Below are 22938 nucleotides of genomic sequence, written 5' to 3'. Positions count from 1 at the left end.
ACAGGGGTGGGTGGAGATGGCGAACGGCACGGCGACACCGACGGATCTGGACACCAGGCTGGAGGCACACCGCACGGAGCTGACGGGCTACTGCTACCGGATGCTCGGCTCCTCCTTCGAGGCGGAGGACGCGGTGCAGGACACCATGGTCCGCGCCTGGCGCAGCTACGACAAGTTCGAGGGGCGCTCCAGCCTCCGCTCCTGGCTCTACCGCATCGCGACGAACGTGTGCCTGGACATGCTGACCGCGGGCAACAAGCGCGCCCGGCCCATGGATCTCACGGACTCCACCCCGCTGGCCCAGGCGGCCCTCTCCCCCCGACCGGACAACACCTGGCTGGAGCCCATGCCGGACGCCCGCGTGCTGCCCACCACCCACGACCCGGCGGAGGCGGCGGTCGCCAAGGAGTCCGTGCGGCTCGCGTTCATGGCGGCCCTGCAGCAACTGCCGGCCAAGCAGCGGGCCGTGCTCATCCTGCGCGAGGTGCTGGCCTGGAAGGCGAGCGAGGTCGCCGAGCTGCTGGGCACGTCCGTGGCATCGGTCAACAGCGCCCTCCAGCGGGCCCGCGCCACCCTCGCCGAGCGGCAGGAGCCGGGCGCGGAGGCGGCCGTGTCGGACCCGCTCGACGAGGACCAGCAGAAGCTGCTGGACCGCTATGTCGCGGCCTTCGAGGGCTACGACATGACGGCGCTCACGGCGCTGCTGCACGAGGACGCCGTGATGACGATGCCGCCGTTCGACCTGTGGCTGACCGGCGTGCGGGACATCACGGGCTTCATGACGACGCTCGGCGCGCCCTGCGCGGGCTCCCGGCTGGTGCCGGTCCAGGTCAACGGCCTGCCGGGGTTCGCCCAGTACAAGCCGGACCCGGAGAAGGGCGGCTTCACGCCGTGGGCGGTCCAGGTGCTGGAGATCTCAGACGGCCGGATCACCGGGTTCCACTGCTTCCTCGACACCCAGCGCTGGTTCCCGCTCTTCGACCTCCCCCTCCATCTCGAAGCGGAGACCGACCAGGTCGAGCAGGGCGCATAGGGCCGGGTCGGGGTCGCGCAGCCGGATCCGGCCCCCGGCCCGGCGGGCGGCCAGCTGCAGCCGCGCCAGCAGTTCCACGGCGGCCAGGCCCGGCGGGCCCAGCCCTGCGACGTCACAGACCACGACCCGGGCACCGCCGGCCTGCAGCAGTGCCCGTACGTCGTCGCTCAGCCCGTTCACCTCGTCCCGGGTGACGGCTCCGGGCAGTACGAGCACGGGCGGTGTCATGGCGTCCACGAGCGGTAGACCGGGCGGGCGGCGGTAACTCATCGGGCGGTCCGGTCCGTCGGCGCCGCGAGGATCACATTGACCCGGGTGCGGCTCGACCCGGAGGGTTTGCTGTATGCCCCATGCATCTTCCCCTCCCGTGCCGTGTGACTCCTCCTCCGCCGGTCGGGGGGTGCCGTGCAAGGGGTGCTGAGCGGTTTCGCGGTGATCGCCGTCGTCATCGGGGTCGGCTATCTGATCGGCCGCCGGGGGTACCTGGGCGACGGCGGGCGCGAGGTGCTCACGAGGCTCGCCTTCCACGTGGCCTCCCCCGCCCTGCTGTTCACGACGCTCGCCCGGGCCGACCTGTCGGTGATCTTCTCCGACCGGCTGCTGGTCACGGCGCTGAGCACGGCAGCGGCGGCGGGCGTCTTCGTGGCGGTGGGCGCCGCTCGCGGCTGGGGGGTGGGCCGCACCACGATCGGCGCCCTGTGCTCCAGCTACGTCAACTCCGGGAACCTGGGCATCCCGATCGCCGTGTACGTGCTGGGCGACGCGTCGCTGGTCGCGCCGGTGCTGCTGTTCCAGCTGGTCGGTGTCACACCGGTGGCACTCACGATCCTGGACCTCGCGGGCGGCGGCGAGAAGCGGCCCCTGTGGCAGCGCCTGCTCACCCCGCTGCGCAACCCGATAGCGCTGGGCTCACTGGCCGGGGTGGCGGCGTCGGCGTCGGGCGTGACGGTGCCGGGGCCGCTGATGGACCCCCTCGTCCTGATCGGCAACATGTCGGTCCCGGCGGTCCTGCTGGCCTTCGGCATCTCCCTGCGCGGCAGCACCCTGCCGCTGCGCGGCGCGGAGCGGGGCCCGGTGCTCCTCGCCGTGGCCCTCAAGTCGGTCGCCCAGCCGCTGGCCGCCTGGGCCCTGGCGGCGGGCGTGTTCGGTCTGCACGGGGCTCCCCTGCTCGACGTGGTGGTCACGTCCGCCCTGCCGGCGGCGCAGAACCTGTTCACGTACGCGAGCAGCTACCGGGTGGGCGAGGTGCTGGCCCGCGAGGCGATCCTGCTGTCGACGGTGCTGGCAGTGCCGGTACTGGTGGTGGTGGCGGCTCTGCTGGGGTGACGCGGTGGGCGGGGCGTGGGGCCTGGGGAGGCGTGCTCGGGGCGGGCGGGCTGGGTCCGGGGCCCTCGCCGCGGTCGGGGGCGTGCGGGGGGGTGGAACGCCGGTGGCGCGCCGGTGGAGCGCGCGCCCCCTCAGACCGTGGCGGTCGTGGCGGTCGTGGCCTGGTCGTCGTCGTCCGGGTCCGCGTCCGGCTCGGCGGTGCCGTCCGCTGCCACCGGGGGCTTCGCATAGAGGACGCCGCGGGCCTGTTCGGCCGCGCGGGTGATGCTCTCGCTGACGAAGTCGACGAAGCGGGCGATGCCCTCCAGGCGGACGGCGGCCGGGGTGCCGGGGCCGAGGATGCCGACCCCCTGCCGCGCCGCCGCTGCGATCTCGGCACTGCCCTCCGCGGCGGCGATCATCGACTGGAACCAGACGTCGTCGTCGACGATGTAGTGCTCACGGCGGCGCTCGTCGCGCTCGCGGCGGATGAGGCCCTGGCTTTCGAGGAACGCCACCGCCTTGGAGACGGACGCCGGGCTGACCTGGAGCCGGCGGACGAGTTCGGCGGCGGTGAGACTGCCCTCGTCGGTGGTGTACAGGCAGGTCAGCACCCGGGACATCATCTTGGGCAGGCCCTGCCGCATGAAGAGGGTGGTGAACACCTCCTCGTACGCGCGCACCGCCTCGGGGTCGCGGCCGTGGGGCATCGGGGGCGCGCCTGCTCCCCCGCCGGGCGCCGCCTTCCTGCGGCGGTGGGCGCGCTGCTCGGTGGCGCGGTGGGCGAGGTCCGCGCGGTAGGCGGTGGGGCCGCCGTTGCGCATCACCTCGCGCGTGATGGTCGAGGTCGGGCGGTCGAGGCGTCGGGCGATCTCGGCGTAGGCGAGTCCGTCGGCCAGTCCCAGCGCGATCTGCTGGCGTTCCTGCTGGGTGAGTCTGCCTCCCGGCATCGCGATCTCCTCCGTGGCGCGTGGAGGCCCCACAGTAGCGTTCACCTGGTTCGATTGCAACGCGTCACGTACTCCGCTGTTGCATTACCTCATAACCCGTTGCAACGAAATAACCAGCTCTACCTGCATCGATGCGTTTCATGTGCAACAAGCTTGTTGCCACGCCCATGAACGCAACGTAGCGTTTGCGGTGTCAGAAACGCGGATCGAAGGAGTGCACGATGCAGAAGTTCCACACCACCGGCCCGGTCTCCGCCGTCCTCGACATCCCCGCCGGGAACCTCCGCCTCATCGCCGCCGACCACGCCGACACCACGGTCGAGGTCCTGCCCGCCGACGCCTCCGAGAACCGCGACGTGCGGGCCGCGGAGCGGATCGAGGTCACCTGCGCCGACGGTGTCCTGCGGATCACCGCCCCCGAGGCCAAGAAGCGGATCCTCGGGCACTCCGGTGCCGTCGAGGTCACCGTCCAGCTGCCCGCCGGCTCCCCCGTGGAGGCGAAGGTCGCCGCCGGCGACCTCCGTGGTGTCGGGCGGCTCGGGGACGTCGTCTTCGAGGGCGCGCAGGCCACGGTCAAGCTCGACGAGGTCGCGGACGCCCGGCTGGTCGTCGCGGCCGGCGACGTCACGGTCGGCCGTCTGAACGGCGCCGCGGAGATCAGCACCCAGAAGGGCGACATCACCGTCGACGAGGCCCTGCGCGGCACGCTCAGGCTGCGCACCGAGCACGGCGGGATCACGGTCGGCGCCGCCCGTGGCGTCTCCGCCTCCCTGGACGCCGGCACCGCCCACGGCCGGGTCAACAACACCCTGCGCAACAGCGACGGCGCCTCCGCCGCCCTGACCATCCACGCGACCACCGCCTACGGCGACATCACCGCCCGCAGCCTGTGACCGGCCGCGGCCTGTGAAGGAGCACCTCCCAGGACCGGCCCGGCCGGAGCGGCGACCGGCCCACGCCCGTCCCACGGCGACAAAACCGTCCTGGACGGCGCCGCCCCGGTCGTCCCGGAGGGCACGCCCTTCCCCCTCCCCGGTCCCCGCGGTCGTCCCGCGCGGCGCCGGCGACGGCGGCCGGGACGAGCCGCGGGCCCTCCCGGACCGGCGGGCCCTCCCGGACCGGCGGGACCGGCAGGACCGGCGGGACCGGCAGGACCGGCGGGACCGGCAGGACTGGCGGGCCGCCCGCGGCGCGGAGGCGGCCGGGCCGGCCGTGCGCACCCCCGGCCCGGACGGGCCTCGGCTGCCTCCGGCGGAAGGCCGGGCGCGAATCCGACCCGCGGTGACCGCCGTGGCGCCGCCGCGGCCGCACGCGGCGGGCCCGCACGCACGAGGGCGGCGCACCCCGGACGACTGCCGGGGTGCGCCGCCCTCGTGCGTGGGCCCGAGCGGAGCGCGGGTCAGGCGATGCGCTCCAGCACCACCGGCGACGGCGTGAAGTCCGTGCCCGCGGCCGCGATGTCCCAGGAGCCCTCGACCGCCTGGAGGGCGTACGCGAAGCGGTCCGGGGTGTCGGTGTGCAGGGTGAGCAGCGGCTGGCCCTCCGTCACCGTGTCGCCCGGCTTGGCGTGCATCTCGACGCCCGCGCCCGCCTGCACCGGGTCCTCCTTGCGGGCGCGGCCCGCGCCCAGGCGCCAGGCGGCCACGCCGATGTCGTAGGCGTCGAGGCGGGTGAGGACACCGGAGGCCGGGGCCTTGATCACGTGCTGCTCGCGGGCCACCGGCAGCTCCGCGTCCGGGTCGCCGCCCTGCGCCGCGATCATCCGCCGCCAGACGTCCATGGCCGAGCCGTCGGCCAGGGCCTTCGCCGGGTCGGCGTCCTTCACCCCGGCCGCGTCGAGCATCTCGCGGGCCAGGGCGATCGTCAGCTCGACCACGTCCGCGGGACCGCCGCCCGCCAGGACCTCGACGGACTCGCGGACCTCCAGGGCGTTTCCGGCGGTCAGACCCAGCGGGGTCGACATGTCGGTGAGGAGCGCGACCGTCCGCACGCCGTGGTCGGTGCCCAGGCCGACCATGGTGGAGGCCAGTTCGCGGGCGTCCTCGATGGTCTTCATGAAGGCGCCCGTGCCGACCTTGACGTCCAGGACCAGCGAGCCGGTGCCCTCGGCGATCTTCTTCGACATGATCGAGGAGGCGATCAGCGGGATCGCCTCGACCGTGCCGGTGACGTCGCGCAGCGCGTACAGCTTCTTGTCGGCGGGGGCCAGGCCGTCGCCCGCCGCGCAGATCACCGCGCCCGTGGTGTCCAGGACGTGCAGCATCTCCTCGTTGGAGAGCAGCGCCCGCCAGCCGGGGATCGACTCCAGCTTGTCGAGGGTGCCGCCGGTGTGGCCGAGGCCGCGGCCGGACAGCTGCGGGACGGCCGCGCCGCAGGCGGCGACCAGCGGGGCCAGCGGGAGGGTGATCTTGTCGCCGACGCCGCCCGTGGAGTGCTTGTCGGAGGTCGGGCGGGACAGGGAGGAGAAGTCCATGCGCTCGCCGGAGGCGATCATCGCGGCGGTCCAGCGGGCGATCTCGCGGCGGTTCATGCCGTTGAGCAGGATCGCCATGGCGAGCGCGGACATCTGCTCGTCGGCGACCTCCCCGCGGGTGTACGCGTCGATGACCCAGTCGATCTGCTCGTCGCTGAGTTCGCCGCGGTCCCGCTTGGCGCGGATGACGGAGATGGCGTCCATGGCCATGGCTTGGCTTCCTTCCGAGGGTTCCACAAGCCGTACGGCCCCCCTGATCGACTCAGGAGGGCCGCACGGGAGTTACTTGCTGAGGTGGCCGGGCCCGAAGGCCTGCGGCAGCATCTCCGACAGCGGCAGGATCCCCGCCGGGGTCTCCAGCAGGAGGTCCGGGCCGCCGAACTCGTACAGCAGCTGACGGCAGCGGCCGCACGGGACGAGCGGCGCGCCGTCGCGGTCGACGCAGGCGAAGTGCGTCAGCCGGCCGCCGCCGGTGTTGTGCAGCTCGGAGACCAGGCCGCACTCGGCGCACAGGCCGATCCCGTACGAGGCGTTCTCGACGTTGCAGCCGGAGATGATCCGGCCGTCGTCGACCAGGGCCGCCACGCCGACCGGGTAGCCGGAGTACGGGGCGTACGCCCGGGACATGGCCTCCCGGGCCACCTCCCGCAGCCGCTCCCAGTCCACGGCCGGGCGGGCGTCGGTCACTTGCCCTGTCCCTTCCGGTACGGCAGCCCGTCCGCCTTCGGCATGCGCAGCCGCTGCGCGGACAGCGCGAGGACGATCAGGGTGATGACGTACGGCGTGGCGGAGACGACCTGGTTGGGGACCTCGTCGGTGGAGGCGTACCAGGCGAACACCAGGGCGGCGACGACCGCGGTGATCACGGCGGGGACGTACTTCTTGCGGACGACCAGCCAGATCGCGCCGATGATCAGCAGCAGCGCGCCGAGCAGCAGCAGGGCGTGCACGTTGGCGGAGCCGCCGCGCAGGTTGAGGCTGTCGGTGTAGCCGAACAGGCCCGCGCCGAGGGCGAGGCCGCCCGGCATCCAGTTGCCGAAGATCATCGCCGCGAGGCCGATGAAGCCGCGGCCGCTGACCTGGCCCTCCAGGTAGAAGGGGTTGGCCACGATGGACAGGAAGACACCGCCGAGGCCGGCCAGACCGCCGGAGACGACGACGGCGATGTACTTGTACTTGTAGACGTTGACGCCGAGGGACTCGGCGGCGACCGGGTTCTCACCGCAGGAGCGCAGCCGCAGGCCGAACGCCGTGCGCCACAGGATCCACCAGGTGGCGGGGATCAGCGCGATGGCGATCAGGGTCAGCCACGACACGTTGGTGACCAGGCCGCCGAGCAGGCCGGCGATGTCGGAGACGAAGAACCAGCCCTGGTTGTTCAGGTCCCGCAGGGCGTCGGACAGCCCCGGCACCGTGAAGTGGCCGAGGGAGTCCACCGCCGGGGACTGCTTGGCGGAGCCGCCGGTGTGGCCCTCGAAGGCGAGGGGCGCGAGGTAGCGGGTGGCGCCGAGGGCGAGGATGTTGATCGCCACGCCGGAGACGATGTGGTTGACGTTGAAGGTGACGGTGACGAAGGCGTGCAGCAGACCGCCGATCGCACCGCCGAGGATGCCGACCAGGACACCGGTCCACGGGCCCCACTGGAAGCCGGCCCAGGCGCCGAACCAGGTGCCGAGGATCATCATGCCCTCGAGGCCGATGTTGACCACGCCCGCGCGCTCGGCCCACAGACCGCCCAGACCGGCGAGGCCGATCGGCACGGCGAGCTGGAGCGCGGTGGACATCTGGCTGACGTTGGTGATGCCGTCGGCGCCGGTGATGAGGCGGACGATCGAGGTGAGCGCCAGTCCGCCGGCGATGATCAGCAGCAGGACGGGCCACGACAGGCGGCGGCCCGTCGGCGCCGCGGGCTGCAGCGTGGGCTGGTTGACGTCGATCGCCGAGGTAGGAGCGGTCATCGGCCAGCCACCTCCTTCGTGGTGTTGTGGGCGCCGAGGACGTGACCGGCGGCCAGTTCCGCGCCGACGCGGCGCTGCTGGCGGCGCAGGCCCCATTCCCGGACGGCCTCGTAGGAGACGACGACCGAGAGCACGATCAGGCCCTGCATGATGACCGCGATCTCCTTGTCGTAGCCGTGGAAGTCCAGTTCGGGCGAGGCCTTGTCGAGCCAGGCCCACAGCAGGGCCGCGAAGGCGATGCCGACGGGGCTGTTGCGGCCGAGCAGGGCGATGCCGATGCCGAGGAAGCCGATGCCGGTGGGGAAGTTCAGGCTGTAGGTGTGGGTGTCGCCGAGCAGGATCGGCAGGCCGGCCAGGCCCGCGATGCCGCCGGAGATCAGCATGGCGCTGAGCACCATGCGCTTGGGGTCGACACCGCTGGCCGCGGCGGCGGTCTGCGAGGCACCGGAGGCGCGCAGGTCGAAGCCGAACCGGGTGCGGTTGAGGACGACCCAGTAGCCGATGCCCAGCAGCACGGCGAGCAGCACCAGGCCGTAGATCTCGCCCGCGGCGCCCATCGGGATGCCGGGGATCCAGCCGGACTCGTACATCTCGCCGGTGGTGTTGTTGTTGCCGACCTTCACACCGAAGACGTCCGGCAGCCACAGGTAGGCGATCACGGAGGTGGCGATCGCGTTGAGCATGATCGTGGCGACGACCTCGCTGACGCCGCGGGTGACCTTGAGGACACCGGCGATGCCGGCCCAGAAGGCGCCCGTGAGGACGGCCGTCAGGAGCAGCAGCGGGATCTGCAGGGCGGCCGGCAGGTTCATGTGGGCGCCGACGATGGCGGCCATCATGGCGCCGAGCTGGTACTGGCCGTCGACGCCGATGTTGAACAGGTTCATCCGGAAGCCGATGGCCACCGCCAGGGCCGCGATGTAGTACATCGAGGCCTGGTTGATGACCAGCACCTGGATGTCCGAGAAGCCGATCTGCTCGAACATCAGGGCGAACGGCTCGACCGGGTTCTTGCCCGACGCGATCAGCACGATCGCGCTCAGGACGAAGGCCACGGCGAGCGCGATGACCGGACCGGCCACCGCGAGGAGCACGCGCTCCTTGTCGAACTTCTTCATCAGCGGGCCTCGTCTTCCGGAGACTCGGACGGCTCGGGGGCGGGCGCCGGGGTCTCGGGGGTCTCTTCGGCGGTCTCGTCGTGTTCGAGGTGCCCGGTGGCGGCACCGGTCATGGCCGAGCCGAGCTCCTCGGGGGTGATGGTGGCCGGGTCGGCGTCCGCGACCAGCTTGCCGTTGTAGATCACGCGCAGCGTGTCGGACAGGCCGATCAGCTCGTCCAGGTCGGCGGAGATCAGCAGCACCGCAAGGCCCTCACGGCGCGCCTCGCGGATGTGGTCCCAGATGGCGGCCTGGGCGCCGACGTCCACGCCCCGGGTGGGGTGGGCGGCGATGAGGAAGCGCGGCTTGTGGCTCATCTCGCGGCCGACGATCAGCTTCTGCTGGTTGCCGCCGGACAGGGAGGCCGCGGTGACGTCGATGCCGGGGGTGCGGACGTCGTACTCCGTCACGATCCGCCGGGTGTCCTCCTGGGCCGCCTTCGGGTCCAGCCAGACGCCCTTGGCGAGCGGCTTCTCGGTGACGTGGCCGAGGATGCGGTTCTCCCAGAGGGGGGCCTCCAGGAGCAGGCCGTGGCGGTGGCGGTCCTCGGGGATGTAGCCGATGCCCTGCTCGCGGCGCCTGCGGGTCGGCCAGGAGGTGATCTCCTCGTCGCCGAGCCGGATGGTGCCGGAGTCGGCGGCCCGCAGGCCGATCAGCGCGTCGACGAGCTCGGTCTGGCCGTTGCCCTCGACACCGGCGATGCCGAGGACCTCGCCCGCGTGGATGGTGAAGGTGATGTCGTCGAGGAGGGCCTTGCCGCCGGGGGCCGTCAGGCGCAGCTTCTCGACGCTGATGACCGGGCGGTCGGTGACCGTGGACTCGGCCGTCTCGGGCGTCGGCAGCTCGCTGCCGACCATCATCTCGGCCAGCTGGCGCGGGGTGGTCTCGCTGGGGACGGCCGTGCCGACGGTGGTGCCGCGGCGGATGACCGTGATGTCGTCGGCGACGGAGAGCACCTCGCCGAGCTTGTGCGAGATGAAGATGACCGACAGGCCCTCGGCGCGCAGTTCCCGCAGGTTGGCGAAGAGCGCGTCGACCTCCTGCGGCACGAGCACCGCGGTCGGCTCGTCGAGGATGAGGGTGGTGGCGCCGCGGTAGAGGACCTTGAGGATCTCCACGCGCTGGCGGGCGGCGACGCCGAGCTCCTCGACCAGGAGGTCGGGCCGGACGTCGAGGCCGTAGCGCTCGGAGAGTTCCTTGATCTTGCGGCGGGCCTTGGCGCCGATGCCGTAGAGCTTCTCGCTGCCGAGGACCACGTTCTCCAGGACCGTGAGGTTGTCGGCGAGCATGAAGTGCTGGTGGACCATGCCGATGCCGCGCGCGATGGCGTCGGCCGGTGACGAGAAGGCGACCTGCTCGCCGTCGACGGTGATGGTGCCCTCGTCCGGCTTCTGCATGCCGTAGAGGATCTTCATCAGGGTCGACTTGCCGGCGCCGTTCTCACCGACGAGGGCATGCACGGTGCCCTTGCGGACGCTGAGGTGGATGTCGTGGTTGGCCACGACACCGGGGAAACGCTTGGTGATCCCGGCGAGCTCGACAGCGGTCACCGAATCGTTGACCGCCGCTCCGGCCGGAGGGCTGCTGGACGCGTTGATGGCGCACTCTCCTGGGGACGGGGGCCGTCTACGCGCGTAGCGCCCCTACGGCATACAAAGGGGCCGACGCCCCGCGGCGGCGGGGCACGAGGAGCAGCTCCCCGTACCCCGCCGGCGGACGTAACCCCGGGGGTTACCGCCTGCTACGAGGCAGTCGCTCGTCAGCTGCTCTTGACCTTGATCTCGCCGCTGATGATCTTCTCCTTGGCCGTCTTGATGGCTTCCTGGAGCTCGGCGTCGTCCGCGAACTTCGGGTTCGAGTTCGACAGGCTCACCTCGCCCGTCTTCAGATCGCCACGAACGATACCGGTCTCGGGCTTGCCGTCCTCGACCGACTTCGCCAGGTTGTACACCGCCTTGGCGACGTCCTTCATCGCCGAGGTCAGGATCGAGTCCTTGTACTTGGCGAGCGCTTCCTGCTGGTACTGGTCGGAGTCGACGCCGATGGCCCACACCTTGTTGGCAGCCGCGGCCTCGATGACGCCCTGACCGGACAGACCGGCGGCCGCGTAGACCACGTCGGCCTTCTTCTCGATCTGCCCCTCGGCGGCCGTCTTGCCCTTGTCGGGGCTGGAGAAGCCGCCCTCCTCCGCCGTCTGGGTGAGGTACTGGGAGAGGACCTTGACCTTCGGGTTCGTGTCCTTGACGCCCTGCTCGAAGCCCGCCTGGAACTTGTGGATGAGCGGGATGTCCACGCCGCCGACGAAGCCGACGACGTTCGACTTGGTGCTCTTGGCGGCGGCGACACCAGCCAGGTAGGAGGCCTGCTCCTCGCTGAAGACCAGGTCGGCGACGTTCTTGGAGTTGATGGTGGCGTCGTCGACGATGCCGAAGGTGGTGTCCGGGAACTTCTCGGAGGCACCCTTGATGGCCGCGGCGTACGCGTAGCCGACGCCGATGACCGGGTTGTAGCCCTGCTTGGCCAGCGAGGCCAGGCGCTGCTCCTTGTCGGCGTCCGTCTCGCCCTCGGTGGGCTCCACGTCGGCCGTCGCGTACCCGAACTCCTTCTTCGCCTGCTCCAGGCCCGCGTACGCGGCGTCGTTGAAGGACTGGTCGCCCTTGCCGCCGACGTCGTACGCGATGGCGAGGCCCTTGTCGCCCTTCGAGTCCGACGACCCGGAGGTCGAGGTGCCGCCGCAGGCGGAGAGCGCGAGGGCCAGGGAGGCGGTCGCTGCGCCTGCGACCGTGATCCGGGAAATCCGGCGCATGTGTGGGTGCTCCTGTCGTACAACCGAGGTCGCACAGCGCCGGGACGGTTCAGCTTCAGCGCTGGCTTCGCCGCAGATTAACGCGCGTAGACCTGCCTGAAAACCCCTTCTGTCCACCTTGTTATAGGCCCGTGGCCAAAGCCATCACCGGGCCTGGGCCCGGGTGTTGCCGACCGCAAACGAGGGGTGGCGCTGGGTGATCCGCCGCCGGGAAAACGCCGAGCGGGCGGACACCCTGAGGTGCCCGCCCGCCCTGGTGCCCTGCGAGGGCGGTCCTACTCGGTCTTCACCTTGATCGAGCCGTCGTCGATGCCCTGCTTCGCCTTGTCCACGGCCTCCTTGAGGCCGGCGACCTTGGCGAACTCCGGGTTCGACTCGGACAGTCCGACGCCGTCGACCTTCAGGTCGAAGGTCTGCGTGCCGGTCAGCGGCTTGTCGTCCTGGACCGACTTGGCCAGCGCGTAGACCGCGCCGCCGACGTCCTTGAGCGCGGAGGTGAGGATGTAGTTCTTGTACGGCGCGAGAGCGGCCTGCTTGTACTGGTCGGAGTCGACGCCGATCGCCCAGACCTTCGCCTTGGCGGCGGCCTCGATCACGCCCTGACCGGACAGACCGGCGGCCGCGTAGAGCACGTCCGCCTTCTTCTCGATCTGGCCCTCGGCGGCGGCCTTGCCCTTGTCGGGGCTGGAGAAGCCGCCCTCCTCGGCCGTCTGGGTCAGGTACTGCGACAGCACCTTCACCCCGGGCTTCGTGTCCTCGACGCCCTGCTTGTAACCGGCCTCGAACTTGTGGATCAGCGGGATGTCCACGCCGCCGACGAAACCGACGACGTCGCTCTTGGTGGCCTTGGCGGCGGCGACGCCGGCGAGGTACGAGGCCTGCTCCTCGGCGAAGACGAGGGAGGCGACGTTCTTGCCCTCGACGACCGAGTCCACGATGCCGAAGGTGGTCTTCGGGTACTTGGAGGCCACCGCCTTCATGGCCGGTCCGTAGGCGAAGCCGACGCCGATGACCGGGTTGTAGCCCTGCTTGGCCAGCGAGGCCAGGCGCTGCTCCTTGTCGGCGTCCGTCTCGCCCTCGGTGGGCTCGATGTCGGCCGTCTTGTAGCCGAACTCGTCCTTGGCCTTGGTCAGGCCGGCGTAGGCGGCGTCGTTGAAGGACTGGTCACCCTTGCCGCCGACGTCGTAGGCGATGGCGACGCCGCGGTCGCTGCTGTCGCTGTCGCCGCTGTCACTGCTGGTGCCGCCACAAGCCGTGGCGACGAGCCCCAGCGACGCGACCCCCACCGCGACGCGGGTCAGTTTCGAAATCCGACGCATCTGAAGTTCCCCATTCTCCGAAGCTCCGCAGCGGGTGCTCAGTTCGGCGCACATTAACGCGCGTAGACACTCCTGGGAACGGGTCGCCGCGGGGCCGTTATCCATTCGTGCCGATGGCCGGTTACGCCCTTGTGAACCACGGGATCGAACGGGGTCGAAAGGTGTACTCGGGGACACGGCGCGTGCCTGCTCGTCACGCGCACCAGGCTGCCCCCGGGCTGCGCCGCTCGCAACCGGGAGCCGCCGTGGGGGGCGCGGGCGTCATCCCGGCGCGGCGCCGTCGTGGCTCGTCGCGCGGTTCCCCGCGCCCCTGACGGGTCTACCGCAGGCCGTTGACCAGGGCTGCCGCTGTGAAGAGTTCGACGCCCACGGTGATGGCCGATTCGTCGACGTCGAAGTCGCCCTGGTGGAGGTCGCGGATCTGGCGCTCGCCCGGGGTGCGCACGCCCAGTCGGGCCATCGCGCCGGGCACGTGCTCCAGGTACCAGGAGAAGTCCTCGCCGCCGAGGCTCTGCTCGGTGCCCACGACGGAGTCGACCCCGCGGCGGGCGATCATCGCGTCGCGCAGCAGCTCCGTCACGCCGGGCTCGTTGACGACGGGCGGGACGCCGCGCACGTAGTTGATCTCCGACTTGGCGCGGTGCAGGTTGGCGATCTCGTCGATCGCCGCGACCACCACGTCGGGGGCCTGCCGCCACGCCTCGATGTCGAGGCAGCGCACGGTGCCGGAGAGCTCGGCGTGCTGCGGGATGACGTTCGGCGCGTGCCCCGACTCGATGCGGCCCCAGGTGATGGCGAGCCCGCTGCGGCTGTCGAAGCGCCGGCCGACCAGGGCGGGCACGTCGGTGACCACGCGGGCCGCCGCGGTGACCAGGTCGGTGGTGAGGTGCGGGCGCGCGGTGTGGCCGCCCGGGCCGTCGAGGCCGATCTCGAGCCGGTCGCAGGCGGAGGTGATGGGGCCCTCGCGGAGCCCGATCTTCCCGGCGTCCACCCGCGGGTCGCAGTGCACGGCGATGATCGCGCCGACGCCGTCCAGCGCCCCGCCCTTGATCGCGTCGGCGGCACCGCCGGGCAGCACCTCCTCGGCCGGCTGGAAGACCAGCCGGACGGGACGGGGCAGCTGGCCCCGCTTGTGCAGGTCGGCGAGGACGAGGCCGGCGCCGAGGGCGACGGTCGTGTGCACGTCGTGGCCGCAGGCGTGCGCGCGGTCGGGCACGGTCGAGCGGTAGGCGCAGTCGGTCTTGGTGTCCGGGATGGGCAGGCCGTCGATGTCGGCCCGCAGGGCGAGCATGCTGGGGCCCCCGTCCCACTGGTCGCCCGCTACACCGATGTCACAGACGAGTCCGGTCCCGACCGGCAGGACGCGCGGCCTGAGGCCGGCCCCCTCCAGCCGTTCCTTGATCGCCGCGGTGGTGCGGAACTCCTGGTTGCCGAGCTCCGGGTGCATGTGCAGATCGCGCCGGAACGCGATGAGCTCGGCGCGCAGGGCGTCGGGAAGCGCGCCGGGAAGCACGGCTCCCGCGGGAAGGTCGACCTCGGACTCCAGTGACATCAGTGGCTTCACCCTCTGAAGGGTAGGGCGCCGGGGTGGTCGCCCGACCCAGGATCAACAAAACTTCAACCCGTTAGGGGAAGAAAATATGACTGACGGACGCATGGCTATCGACTGAGATGGGTAAACTCGCCTGCCTTTCGGGCCGAACCGGCCCTCGCGGCCACAGGGCGTGACTTCGGTCACACCCGGCTCGGCGTTTCGGTATCCCTCCATCCTCCTTCACGGATACCACGCCTTGCGCGCCGAACACGGGCGCGTTCACCTGCCGGACGCGTACGCCGATAGGGTGCGCCCCGTGCGCGCCGACAGCCCCGAGTTCCTCGACCCGACGCGGTCCTCGTACGACGCCGTCGCCGATGCCTACGCCGACGAGCACCCGGACAGCCTGGCCGGCCGGCCGCTGGAGAGCGCGCTGCTCACGGCGTTCGCCGCGCTGGCCGGTGCGCGCGGGGGTGCCCCGGGGCCTCCGGTCGCCGACCTCGGCAGCGGCCCCGGGTACGTGACGGCCCGGCTGCGCGACCTCGGGCTGCCGGTGTTCGGGGTGGACCTCTCGCCCCGCATGGTGGAGCTGGCCCGCCGGGCCCACCCGGACCTGCGGTTCCACGTCGGTTCGATGACCGCGCTCGACCTGCCGGACGCCTCGCTCGGGGGCGTCGTCGCGCTCTACTCGATCATCCATGTGCCGGACGAGCACCTGCCGTCGGTCCTCGCCGAGTTCCACCGCGTCCTGGTTCCGGGCGCGCCCGTCCTGCTCGCCTTCCAGTCCGGCGCGGTGGACGGGCACCTGCGCCTGTCGGAGCGCTTCGGCCGGGAGATCTCCCTCGACTGCTACTGGCGCACCCCGGAGTCGGTGACCGACCGCCTCCGGGAGGCGGGCCTGGAGCTCCACGCCCGGGTGCTGCGGGAGCCGGAGCCGGGGGAGAAACTGCCCCGGGCGTTCGTCCTGGCCCGCAGGCCGGGCGGATCCGCCGGGCCCGGGTGAACCGCGGCGGCCACCCCGGCCTCAGCCCGCCGCCACCGCGCCCGGCGTGCCGGTGAGGCCCGCCGGGCCCGGGATCGTCGTGAAGGTGGCCGTCTCGGGCGGAGCGGCGGTGTCCTGGGGGGCCATGGGCTCCGTGGGTGCCGTGGGGGCCGCCGTGGTCAGGCCGTGGGCCTCGCGGGCCGTGCCCGTGACGCCCGAGAGGAAGCCCTGGGCCCGCGGGGAGGCGTGCTCGGTGAGCCAGGCCGGGTCGATGTCGCAGACCGCGACGCGGACCTCCGTGCCGGACAGGGCGAGCGGGAGGGTGTGCACGACCGTGGACGGGAAGCTGAGGATGGTGCGGCCGATGGGGCCGCGGCGGGCGATCAGCTCCAGCGGGAGCTCGGGGCGGACGATCTCCAGGCCCGTCTGAACCGCCAGGCGGTGCAGTTTCTCGGTGCTCTCGCGGCGGTGGGCGAAGTAGCGCGTGGCCCCGTGGGCCGCGGCCAGGGCGCGTACGGCCTCCAGGTAGCGGCCGTCGTCCACCACACCGGTCTCCACCAGGGACGTGCCCACCATGTCCGCTCCCTTGGTCAGGCGCGGCGGGCCGAAGCGGGCCCGGGTCCAGGCGAAGGCGTTGGCGTGGACCGTCACGCCCGCCGGGGTCTGCTCCATCGGCATCGAGGAGAAGATCTCGATGCGGCGGCTGTCGCCGGGCGTCAGCCGCCGCCGCGCCGAGGCCGACACCGGCGCGAAGATCACGTCCCGCGGGCCGGGGCGGCCGCCCTTGCGGTGCCAGCGCACCAGGCGTTCGCCCCGGGCCAGCTGCCCGACGAACTCCATCGTCGCCGTGCCGTCGTCGACGACGACCAGGTCACGGGCGCGGGTGATCGTCAGCAGCAGCTGGACGTAGCGGGAGAAGGGGTCCCCCAGAACGACGCGGCGCGCCCTGCGGAGCAGGCCCGCGAGGCCGCCGATGGTCTGGAAGGGCGCCAGGGGGCCGCCGCGCGCCTCCTCCCAGCGGACCTCGTGCCCCTCGTCGCGGGCCAGGTCGGACATCCGCCGCAGCTGGCCGCGCGTCATCGGGTCGACGGGCGACAGCACCACGAGGGTGAGCCCCACGCCGGGGGCGTGCGCGTGCGCCCACTCCAGCACGTTCAGCAGCTGTACCGGGCTCTCGACGAAGGCGAGAGTGTGGGGGCCGGCGTTCCCGGCGCGGGGGCTCATCGACGTACGACCGTCCCGTCGTAAGGGGTGGGGTGGGGGTGGTGCGTTCAGACGCCGACCGGCTCGCCCGCGGCCGTGGCGATCTCCGCCTCGGCGACCACGCCGGCGACGCGGCGCAGCTTCTTCATCGGGCCCAGCTCGGACTCGTAGACCTTCTTGACGCCGTCGCCGAGGGAGGCCTCGATGGTGCGGATGTCGCGCACCAGGCGGGTCAGGCCCTGCGGCTCGACGGAGGCGGCCTGGTCCGAGCCCCACATGGCGCGGTCGAGGGTGATGTGGCGCTCCACGAAGGTGGCGCCCAAGGCGACCGCGGCGAGGGTGGTCTGCAGGCCGGTCTCGTGGCCGGAGTAGCCGATCGGGACGTTCGGGTACTCCTGCTGCAGAGTGTTGATCACGCGCAGGTTGAGCTCCTCGGCCTTGGCCGGGTAGGTCGACGTGGCGTGGCACATCAGGATGTTGTCCGAGCCGAGGACCTCGACGGCGTGGCGGATCTGCTTCGGCGTCGACATGCCGGTGGAGAGGATCACCGCGCGGCCGGTGGCGCGCAGGGCGCGCAGCAGCTCGTCGTCGGTGAGGGAGGCGGAGGCCACCTTGTGGGCGGGGACGTCGAACTTCTCCAGGAAGGCGACGGCCTCGGTGTCCCACGGGGAGGCGAACCAGTCGATGTTCTTCGACTTGCAGTAGTCGTCGATGGCGCGGTACTCGTCCTCGCCGAACTCCACGCGGTGGCGGTAGTCGATGTAGGTCATCCGGCCCCAGGGCGTGTCCCGCTCGATGTCCCACTGGTCGCGCGGGGTGCAGATCTCGGGGGTGCGCTTCTGGAACTTGACGGCGTCGCAGCCGGCCTCGGCGGCGGCGTCGATGAGCTTGAAGGCGTTCTCCAGCTCGCCGTTGTGGTTGATGCCGATCTCACCGCAGACGTAGACCGGACGGCCCGGGCCGACCTCGCGCGAACCGAACTGGCGGATACGGGAGTTGGTGCTCATGGCAGGAGATGTCCTTACTTGGTGAGGGAATCGAGAGAGGGGCCGAGGATCCAGCTGGCGATCTCTCGGATCGCGCCGTCGCCACCGGGGACGGTGGTGACCGCGCGTGCGGCGCCGCGCACGACGTCGTGGGCGCTCGCGACCGCCACGGGCCAGCCCACGAGGGCGAAGCACGGGAGGTCATTGACGTCGTTGCCGACGTAGAGCACGCGCTCCGGCGCGATGCCCTGCTCCTCGCACCACTGCTTCAGCGCGAGGTCCTTGCGGTCGATGCCGTGCAGCACCGGGAGCTTGAGCTTCCGGGCCCGGGCGGCGACCACAGGGTTCTGTTCCGTGGACAGGATCAGCATCTTCAGGCCGCTCCTGCGGAGGGCCGCGATGCCGAGTCCGTCCCCGCGGTGCACGGAGACGAACTCCCGTCCGTCGGAGTCGACGAGCACCCGGTCGTCGGTCTGGGTGCCGTCGAAGTCGAGGACGACCGCGTCGATGTCGTCGGCGGTCGGGAGCGCGCCGGGCCGGTCCGCGTCGAAGAGCGGGGCGAGGGCCCGGGCGCGGGCGAGGTCGTGCGGGTCGTCGATCTCCAGCACGCGCGCCGGGTCCGTGCGGACCAGTTCGGTGCGGCCGAAGAAGCGGTGCTGGTGCTTGCGGAAGCCGGTCGCCTCCATGGCGTAGGCGGCGCCGGTCTCCAGCAGGTCCTGCGGGCGGTCCTGGCGGCGGGGCCGGAAGGACTTGTCGTGGTTGACGCCGTAGCCGCCGGCCTCGGCGCCGCCCTCCGCGGCGAGGTCCTCGGCGGCGTCGGCGTCGCGCCAGATGAACCCGTGGAAGGGCGCCACGGTCACCGCGGTGTCGGCGCCGTTCTCGGCGATCGCGCCGGCGACGCCGTCGATGTCCTCGCGCAGGAGGAACGGGCTGGTGCACTGCACGAGCAGCACCACGTCCACCGGCGCCCCGTGCAGGGCCTCGTGGGCGTCCATGGCGTGCAGGACGGCGGCCTCGGAGGTGGCGGTGTCCCCGGCGATGGCGGCCGGGCGCAGCACGACCTCGGCGCCGGCCTGGCGGGCCGCGGCGGCGATGGCCTGGTCGTCGGTGGAGACCACGACGTCGGTCACGAGCCGCGCGGCGCGGCACTCGCGCACCGCCCGCGCCACCAGCGGCACGCCGCCGACGGGCAGCAGGTTCTTCGCGGGTACGCCCTTGGAGCCGCCGCGTGCGGGGATCACCGCGAGCACGCGGCGCACGGAGGTGCCTTGGCCGGCTTCCGGTCGGGACATGGGGTCTACTCCTTGGGCAGGGGTCTCGGGGCGGCTCACAGCTCCCCCATCCGCCGGATGACGGGCGCCACGCGCTGCACGCCGTGCCGGTAGGCGCCGCGCGCCGCCCGGCGCACGATCTGCCGCACCGGCCCGGGCTCCCTGTCGGCGGCGGGTGCTCCGGGCAGCGGCGTGCCGTCCGGGCCGAGGTGGTGGCGGGCGAGGATCCCGGGCAGATAGCCGGGCGCGGTGACGGGGGTGTAGTACGGGGTCAGCGGGGGCAGGCCGCCGGGCCGGCCGAGCAGCTCGGCGATGCGCTCGCGTGCCGCGTCGAAGGCGGAGTCGTACGAACCGTCCGCCGCGACGCCCTGCCGGGAGACCCACTCCTCGTCGGGCGCGGGGCGGTGCCCGGCGTCCAGCTGGTCCCAGGAGGCGAGGCAGCCGGAGCCGACGAAGTGGTGGTTGCCCAGCGACTCGCGCACGCCCAGGTCGGTCAGGACGACCGTCGGGATACGGCGGTGCAGCGACTCCAGGGCGGCCGTGGAGCTGACCGTCACCAGCAGGTCGGTCCGGTCCAGGACCTCGCCCATGTTGCCGTAGACCAGGCGGAAGTTGGTCGGCGGATCGAGGCGCTGCACCAGCTTCTGGTAGGGCAGTTCCTCGATGTGGGTGGTGTGTTCGCCCGGCTTGGAGCGCAGCTTCAGCAGCACCTCGCGCTCGGGGTGCCTGCGGGCGTGCTGCACCAGCCGGTCCAGCAGGTACGTCCGGTCCCTGCGGCTCTCGGGGACCGAGGGCTGGGCGGCGAAGACGACCGTGTAGGGCCTGCGCCCTCGCTGCGCAGAGGGGTCGTGTTCACCTTCGTACGGCGCACCGCCGAGGAACGGCAGGGCCACCTCCGTCACCGACGAGGCGTCCGCGCCCACGCCCTCGTACACGGCCCGGAAACGGTCCGCGTCCTGGCGGGAGTTGGCGAGGACCAGGTCGGCGCCGTGCCGCAGCAGCAGGCCGTCGGCGAGCTTCTCGTAGACGACGCCGACGTAGCCGGTGACGACGACGGGCCGCGAGGTGCGGCCCTCCCAGACCTTGTTGAGGCCGTGCAGCATCGCCTGCACACCGCCGCCCACCAGGGACAGGACCAGGACGTCGTAGGACTCCTCGGCCATGGCGCGCAGGAACTCGACGGCGGTGACCTCCCGCAGGGTGTCGGCGCGCACGCCCACTTCCCTGAGCTGGCGCGGGGTGGGCGTGGCCCGGCCGCGCAGCAGGAATCCGTCGAGGACGGGGCCGACTTGCGCGTCCTCGCGCGCTCCGGTTTCCATGGACGGTCCCGGGGCGATGCGGTGCGCGGTCAGCGCACCCCATTTCCATCGGGTGTCGGAGTCCGCGAGGACCGCGATGCGCGGGCGCTTCGGTGTACTTGCTGGCACGTCGATGACGCTAGGAAGCGAATCCTAGGTATGGCGGAACCACGACTCAACGAAAAGTTAACAACACCCCACCGAGAGCCGAACTGGCCCGCTGGAAAGCGGGAAGTACACGGGGTGCACCGTTCTGACACATGGAGTTCACCCGGTGTACGTTCACCGGAAAGTTCCGCTGCCGACCGGGCTCCTAACGTTTTGCGGGTGCCTAAGCTTTCCGTGATCGTGCCGTTCTACAACGTGCAGCAATATGCCCCGGACACCCTCAGAAGCCTTCGGCTGAACGCCGACCGCGATTTCGAGTTCATCCTGGTCGACGACCATTCGAAGGATGGCACCCCGGCCATTCTCGAACGGGCCGCCGAGGAGCTCTCGGACGTCGCGCAGGTGCGTTACATCCGACACGAGAGGAACGGCGGCCTCGCCACCGCCCGCAACACCGGCCTGGACGCGGCGCAGGGCGAGTACCTGACGTTCCTGGACGGTGACGACTGGCTCGCCCCCGGTTACCTCACCGAACTGGTGTCCGCCATCGAGGGGTTGGGGTGCGACTTCGTGCGCACCGACCATGTGCAGGCCACGGCCCGCGCCCGCTCGGTGCACCGGGTCCCGGTCGGCCGCCGCTGGGAGGCGTTCGACCCGCGCGAGGCCATCCTCCCGGCCCACCGCTCCACGTCGGTGGACTACGCCTACGCCTGGGCCGGCGCCTACCACCGCCGCCTGGTCGACAAGGGCGTGCTCCACTTCACCGACGGGCTGCGCACGGCCGAGGACCGGCCGTGGATCTGGAAGCTGCACCGGGAGGCGGAGTCGTTCGCCGTGGTGAGCCTGCTGGGCGTGTTCTACCGGCGCGGGGTGGCCTCGTCGCTGACGCAGATCGGCGATGTGCGCCAGCTCGACTTCATCCGGGCCTTCGACCAGGTGATCGAGGAGACCGCCGCGGACCGCGAGGCGGACCGGCTGCTGCCCAAGGCGGTGCGGACCTACTGCGCGATCATCGCCCACCACCTCTCCAACGAAGACAGGTTCGAACCGGCCGTGGCGAGGCAGCTGCGGTCGATGAGCGCGGCGGCCATCAAGCGGATGCCGCAGGACGCGCTCGCCGACGCCCTGGAGGCCATGGACATGGACCGCGCGTCCAAGCTGCGGCGGCTGCGCCGCCGGGTGACCACGACGGGAGCGGCCGCCTGATGCCCGGGACCACTCAGATCTTCTGCGCCTCGACGCTGTACGGCGTCGCCACCCTGGCCGCCGCGATCGACTCGGACCTCTTCGAGGAGCCGGACCGCCGGGTGCTGCTGGTGTTCAACAACGCCGCGACCCCGGAGACCACGCCGGCCCTGGACGAGATGCCGGGCTTCGCGCCGCTGCGCGAGCACTTCGACGAGGTGCTGTCCTGGAACGAGGCCATCCGCCCCTTCCACCCCGGCGCCTGGACTCCGCGCGCCGACGACGTGCCGCTCTTCGAGCGCTACCTGCGGATGCTGTGGAACCTCGGCGACGACCGCGTCAGCCTGGTCATGGAGTCCATCCAGGTGGCGCCCGCGCTGACGGTGGCCCAGCTGTTCACCGACGCCCCCGTCGACGTCTACGCCGACGGCCTGATGAGCTACGGCCCCACGCGCAACAAGCTCGACCCGCTGGTCGGCACCCGCGTGCGGCGGCTGCTCCACCTGGACCTGGTGCCGGGGCTCACGCCGATGCTGCTGACCGAGTTCGGGGTGCCGGCGCACCTGGTTTCGACGCCCGCGTTCCTGAAGGTGCTGGGCGAGGTCACCGAGACCGTGTCCGACCTGCCCGAGCTGCCCGGCGACTCGGCGCTGCTGCTCGGCCAGTACCTGTCGGCGCTGAACATCCTCTCCCCCGAGGAGGAGGAGGACCTGCACGTGCGGATGATGCGGGGCGCCGTCGCCCGCGGCCACCGCACGGTCGTCTTCAAGCCCCACCCGACCGCCCCGGCCCGCTACAGCCGCGCCCTGGAGACCGAGGCGGAGAAGCTCGGCGTCGACCTCACCGTGCTGGACACGCCCGTCCTCGCCGAGGTCCTCTTCGACCGCGCCCGGCCCGCCCTGGTCGTCGGCTGCTTCTCCACCGCCCTGTTCACGGCGTCGGCCTTCTACGACCTGCCGGTCGCCCGCATCGGCACCGAACTGCTGCTGGAGCGGCTGACGCCCTACCAGAACAGCAACCGCGTGCCCACCACCCTGGCGGACGCCCTGCTGCCCGGTCTGGAGAGCGGCACGGAGGGTGACGTGCTGCCGGCCGAGCGCCTGCCCGGGCTCCTCACCGCCGTCGGGTTCACCATGCAGCCGCAGATCTATCCAGAGCTGCGGGACCAGGCAGAGCAGTTCCTCGCCCGGCACCTCGGTCCGCGCACCCGGCGTTACTTCAAGAAGCGCCGCCTCACCGCGCTCGGACTGCCCGGCGGAATTCCGCAGCGGCTGGCGTTCCTGCCCCGCAATTCCACGGCGCGCCGGGTGGTCCGGCGGGCACGGGCGCTGCGCAACAAGGCGGTGCGCCGCTGAAGAAGGTGTGTCCGG

At 71.9% G+C, this 22938-nt stretch carries 20 protein-coding genes; 6 read left to right on the top strand and 14 right to left on the bottom strand.

All coding sequences use genetic code 11. From position 1 onward, the window contains the following. Positions 1-16: 16 nt before the first annotated feature. The gene (locus ACPXCS_RS22370; RefSeq protein ID WP_425948286.1) at positions 17-1033 is read left to right on the top strand and encodes a sigma-70 family RNA polymerase sigma factor; all 1017 of its coding nucleotides are present in this window, start codon (positions 17-19) and stop codon (positions 1031-1033) included. Here ACPXCS_RS22370 and ACPXCS_RS22365 read toward each other — a convergent pair. Beyond that, a complete protein-coding gene (locus ACPXCS_RS22365) occupies positions 917-1303 on the bottom strand; it encodes an STAS domain-containing protein (RefSeq protein ID WP_425948288.1) in 387 nt (128 codons plus the stop codon). The genes ACPXCS_RS22370 and ACPXCS_RS22365 overlap by 117 nt on opposite strands. 135 nt (positions 1304-1438) lie before the next feature. On the opposite strand from ACPXCS_RS22365, the gene ACPXCS_RS22360 reads away from it, so the two are divergent. After that, positions 1439-2359, top strand: a complete 921-nt coding sequence (locus ACPXCS_RS22360) for an AEC family transporter (protein WP_425948289.1) — start codon at positions 1439-1441, stop codon at positions 2357-2359. Positions 2360-2490: 131 nt separating this feature from the next. On the opposite strand, the gene ACPXCS_RS22355 is transcribed toward ACPXCS_RS22360, so the two are convergent. Next, positions 2491-3288 carry a helix-turn-helix domain-containing protein gene (locus ACPXCS_RS22355; protein WP_425948291.1) on the bottom strand — a complete coding sequence of 266 codons (798 nt, stop codon included), beginning with the start codon at positions 3286-3288 and terminating at the stop codon, positions 2491-2493. 221 nt (positions 3289-3509) lie between these two features. Between ACPXCS_RS22355 and ACPXCS_RS22350 the strand changes: the two genes are divergently transcribed. Further along, the gene (locus ACPXCS_RS22350) at positions 3510-4181 is read left to right on the top strand and encodes a DUF4097 family beta strand repeat-containing protein (protein ID WP_425948293.1); all 672 of its coding nucleotides are present in this window, start codon (positions 3510-3512) and stop codon (positions 4179-4181) included. Between the two features lie 506 nt (positions 4182-4687). Here the strand turns inward: ACPXCS_RS22350 and ACPXCS_RS22345 are convergent. From ACPXCS_RS22345 to ACPXCS_RS22310, 8 genes are all read right to left on the bottom strand, one after another. Continuing rightward, positions 4688-5971 carry a thymidine phosphorylase gene (locus tag ACPXCS_RS22345; protein WP_425948295.1) on the bottom strand — a complete coding sequence of 428 codons (1284 nt, stop codon included), beginning with the start codon at positions 5969-5971 and terminating at the stop codon, positions 4688-4690. A 72-nt stretch (positions 5972-6043) separates the two neighbouring features. After that, entirely contained in the window at positions 6044-6448 is a 405-nt protein-coding gene (locus ACPXCS_RS22340) for a cytidine deaminase (protein ID WP_425948297.1), read from the bottom strand. Next, entirely contained in the window at positions 6445-7719 is a 1275-nt protein-coding gene (locus tag ACPXCS_RS22335) for an ABC transporter permease (protein WP_425948298.1), read from the bottom strand. The genes ACPXCS_RS22340 and ACPXCS_RS22335 overlap by 4 nt, the downstream gene beginning before the upstream one ends. Continuing rightward, entirely contained in the window at positions 7716-8837 is a 1122-nt protein-coding gene (locus ACPXCS_RS22330) for an ABC transporter permease (protein ID WP_425948300.1), read from the bottom strand. Before ACPXCS_RS22330 ends, ACPXCS_RS22335 begins: the two co-directional genes overlap by 4 nt. Beyond that, positions 8837-10426 carry an ABC transporter ATP-binding protein gene (locus tag ACPXCS_RS22325; protein WP_425948302.1) on the bottom strand — a complete coding sequence of 530 codons (1590 nt, stop codon included), beginning with the start codon at positions 10424-10426 and terminating at the stop codon, positions 8837-8839. The genes ACPXCS_RS22330 and ACPXCS_RS22325 overlap by 1 nt, the downstream gene beginning before the upstream one ends. A 209-nt stretch (positions 10427-10635) precedes the next feature. Continuing rightward, entirely contained in the window at positions 10636-11682 is a 1047-nt protein-coding gene (locus tag ACPXCS_RS22320; RefSeq protein ID WP_425948304.1) for a BMP family lipoprotein, read from the bottom strand. 275 nt (positions 11683-11957) lie between these two features. Further along, positions 11958-13001: a BMP family lipoprotein gene (locus tag ACPXCS_RS22315; protein WP_425948306.1), complete on the bottom strand. Its 1044-nt coding sequence runs from the start codon at positions 12999-13001 to the stop codon at positions 11958-11960. 319 nt (positions 13002-13320) lie between these two features. Beyond that, complete coding sequence (locus tag ACPXCS_RS22310) at positions 13321-14553, bottom strand: M20 family metallopeptidase (RefSeq protein WP_425948574.1); 1233 nt, start codon at positions 14551-14553, stop codon at positions 13321-13323. Between the two features lie 298 nt (positions 14554-14851). On the opposite strand from ACPXCS_RS22310, the gene ACPXCS_RS22305 reads away from it, so the two are divergent. Further along, positions 14852-15538 carry a class I SAM-dependent DNA methyltransferase gene (locus tag ACPXCS_RS22305; protein WP_425948307.1) on the top strand — a complete coding sequence of 229 codons (687 nt, stop codon included), beginning with the start codon at positions 14852-14854 and terminating at the stop codon, positions 15536-15538. Positions 15539-15559: 21 nt separating this feature from the next. Here ACPXCS_RS22305 and ACPXCS_RS22300 read toward each other — a convergent pair whose 3' ends face one another. From ACPXCS_RS22300 to ACPXCS_RS22285, 4 genes are read right to left on the bottom strand one after another with little or no spacing between them, the layout of a single operon-like run. After that, positions 15560-16741 (bottom strand): hypothetical protein, encoded by a 1182-nt coding sequence (locus ACPXCS_RS22300; protein ID WP_425948309.1) that lies wholly within the window; start codon positions 16739-16741, stop codon positions 15560-15562. A 47-nt stretch (positions 16742-16788) separates the two neighbouring features. Then, complete coding sequence (locus ACPXCS_RS22295) at positions 16789-17727, bottom strand: N-acetylneuraminate synthase family protein (RefSeq protein ID WP_031119834.1); 939 nt, start codon at positions 17725-17727, stop codon at positions 16789-16791. Between the two features lie 14 nt (positions 17728-17741). Continuing rightward, positions 17742-18998: a cytidylyltransferase domain-containing protein gene (locus ACPXCS_RS22290; RefSeq protein ID WP_425948311.1), complete on the bottom strand. Its 1257-nt coding sequence runs from the start codon at positions 18996-18998 to the stop codon at positions 17742-17744. 35 nt (positions 18999-19033) lie between these two features. After that, a complete protein-coding gene (locus ACPXCS_RS22285) occupies positions 19034-20404 on the bottom strand; it encodes a DUF6716 putative glycosyltransferase (protein WP_425948313.1) in 1371 nt (456 codons plus the stop codon). A gap of 198 nt (positions 20405-20602) precedes the next feature. Here ACPXCS_RS22285 and ACPXCS_RS22280 point away from each other — a divergent pair, with 198 nt between their 5' ends. Beyond that, positions 20603-21589, top strand: a complete 987-nt coding sequence (locus tag ACPXCS_RS22280) for a glycosyltransferase family 2 protein (protein WP_425948315.1) — start codon at positions 20603-20605, stop codon at positions 21587-21589. Continuing rightward, positions 21589-22923: an alpha-2,8-polysialyltransferase family protein gene (locus tag ACPXCS_RS22275; RefSeq protein WP_425948317.1), complete on the top strand. Its 1335-nt coding sequence runs from the start codon at positions 21589-21591 to the stop codon at positions 22921-22923. The genes ACPXCS_RS22280 and ACPXCS_RS22275 overlap by 1 nt, the downstream gene beginning before the upstream one ends. Positions 22924-22938: the final 15 nt, after the last annotated feature.

Source organism: Streptomyces sp. DT190 (assembly GCF_049846985.1).
Classification (GTDB): Bacteria; Actinomycetota; Actinomycetes; order Streptomycetales; family Streptomycetaceae; genus Streptomyces.
This window is presented reverse-complemented; position numbering and strand designations above follow the sequence as displayed.

What these genes read in the sequence shown, in the direction of transcription:
- ACPXCS_RS22330 (WP_425948300.1), bottom strand. Translation starts at nt 8,837, where the DNA reads ATGAAGAAGTTCGACAAGGAGCGCGTGCTCCTCGCGGTGGCCGGTCCG.
- ACPXCS_RS22370 (WP_425948286.1), top strand. Translation starts at nt 17, where the DNA reads ATGGCGAACGGCACGGCGACACCGACGGATCTGGACACCAGGCTGGAG.
- ACPXCS_RS22300 (WP_425948309.1), bottom strand. Translation starts at nt 16,741, where the DNA reads ATGAGCCCCCGCGCCGGGAACGCCGGCCCCCACACTCTCGCCTTCGTC.
- ACPXCS_RS22335 (WP_425948298.1), bottom strand. Translation starts at nt 7,719, where the DNA reads ATGACCGCTCCTACCTCGGCGATCGACGTCAACCAGCCCACGCTGCAG.
- ACPXCS_RS22315 (WP_425948306.1), bottom strand. Translation starts at nt 13,001, where the DNA reads ATGCGTCGGATTTCGAAACTGACCCGCGTCGCGGTGGGGGTCGCGTCG.
- ACPXCS_RS22350 (WP_425948293.1), top strand. Translation starts at nt 3,510, where the DNA reads ATGCAGAAGTTCCACACCACCGGCCCGGTCTCCGCCGTCCTCGACATC.
- ACPXCS_RS22290 (WP_425948311.1), bottom strand. Translation starts at nt 18,998, where the DNA reads ATGTCCCGACCGGAAGCCGGCCAAGGCACCTCCGTGCGCCGCGTGCTC.
- ACPXCS_RS22365 (WP_425948288.1), bottom strand. Translation starts at nt 1,303, where the DNA reads ATGAGTTACCGCCGCCCGCCCGGTCTACCGCTCGTGGACGCCATGACA.
- ACPXCS_RS22355 (WP_425948291.1), bottom strand. Translation starts at nt 3,288, where the DNA reads ATGCCGGGAGGCAGACTCACCCAGCAGGAACGCCAGCAGATCGCGCTG.
- ACPXCS_RS22345 (WP_425948295.1), bottom strand. Translation starts at nt 5,971, where the DNA reads ATGGCCATGGACGCCATCTCCGTCATCCGCGCCAAGCGGGACCGCGGC.
- ACPXCS_RS22320 (WP_425948304.1), bottom strand. Translation starts at nt 11,682, where the DNA reads ATGCGCCGGATTTCCCGGATCACGGTCGCAGGCGCAGCGACCGCCTCC.
- ACPXCS_RS22275 (WP_425948317.1), top strand. Translation starts at nt 21,589, where the DNA reads ATGCCCGGGACCACTCAGATCTTCTGCGCCTCGACGCTGTACGGCGTC.
- ACPXCS_RS22310 (WP_425948574.1), bottom strand. Translation starts at nt 14,553, where the DNA reads ATGTCACTGGAGTCCGAGGTCGACCTTCCCGCGGGAGCCGTGCTTCCC.
- ACPXCS_RS22295 (WP_031119834.1), bottom strand. Translation starts at nt 17,727, where the DNA reads ATGAGCACCAACTCCCGTATCCGCCAGTTCGGTTCGCGCGAGGTCGGC.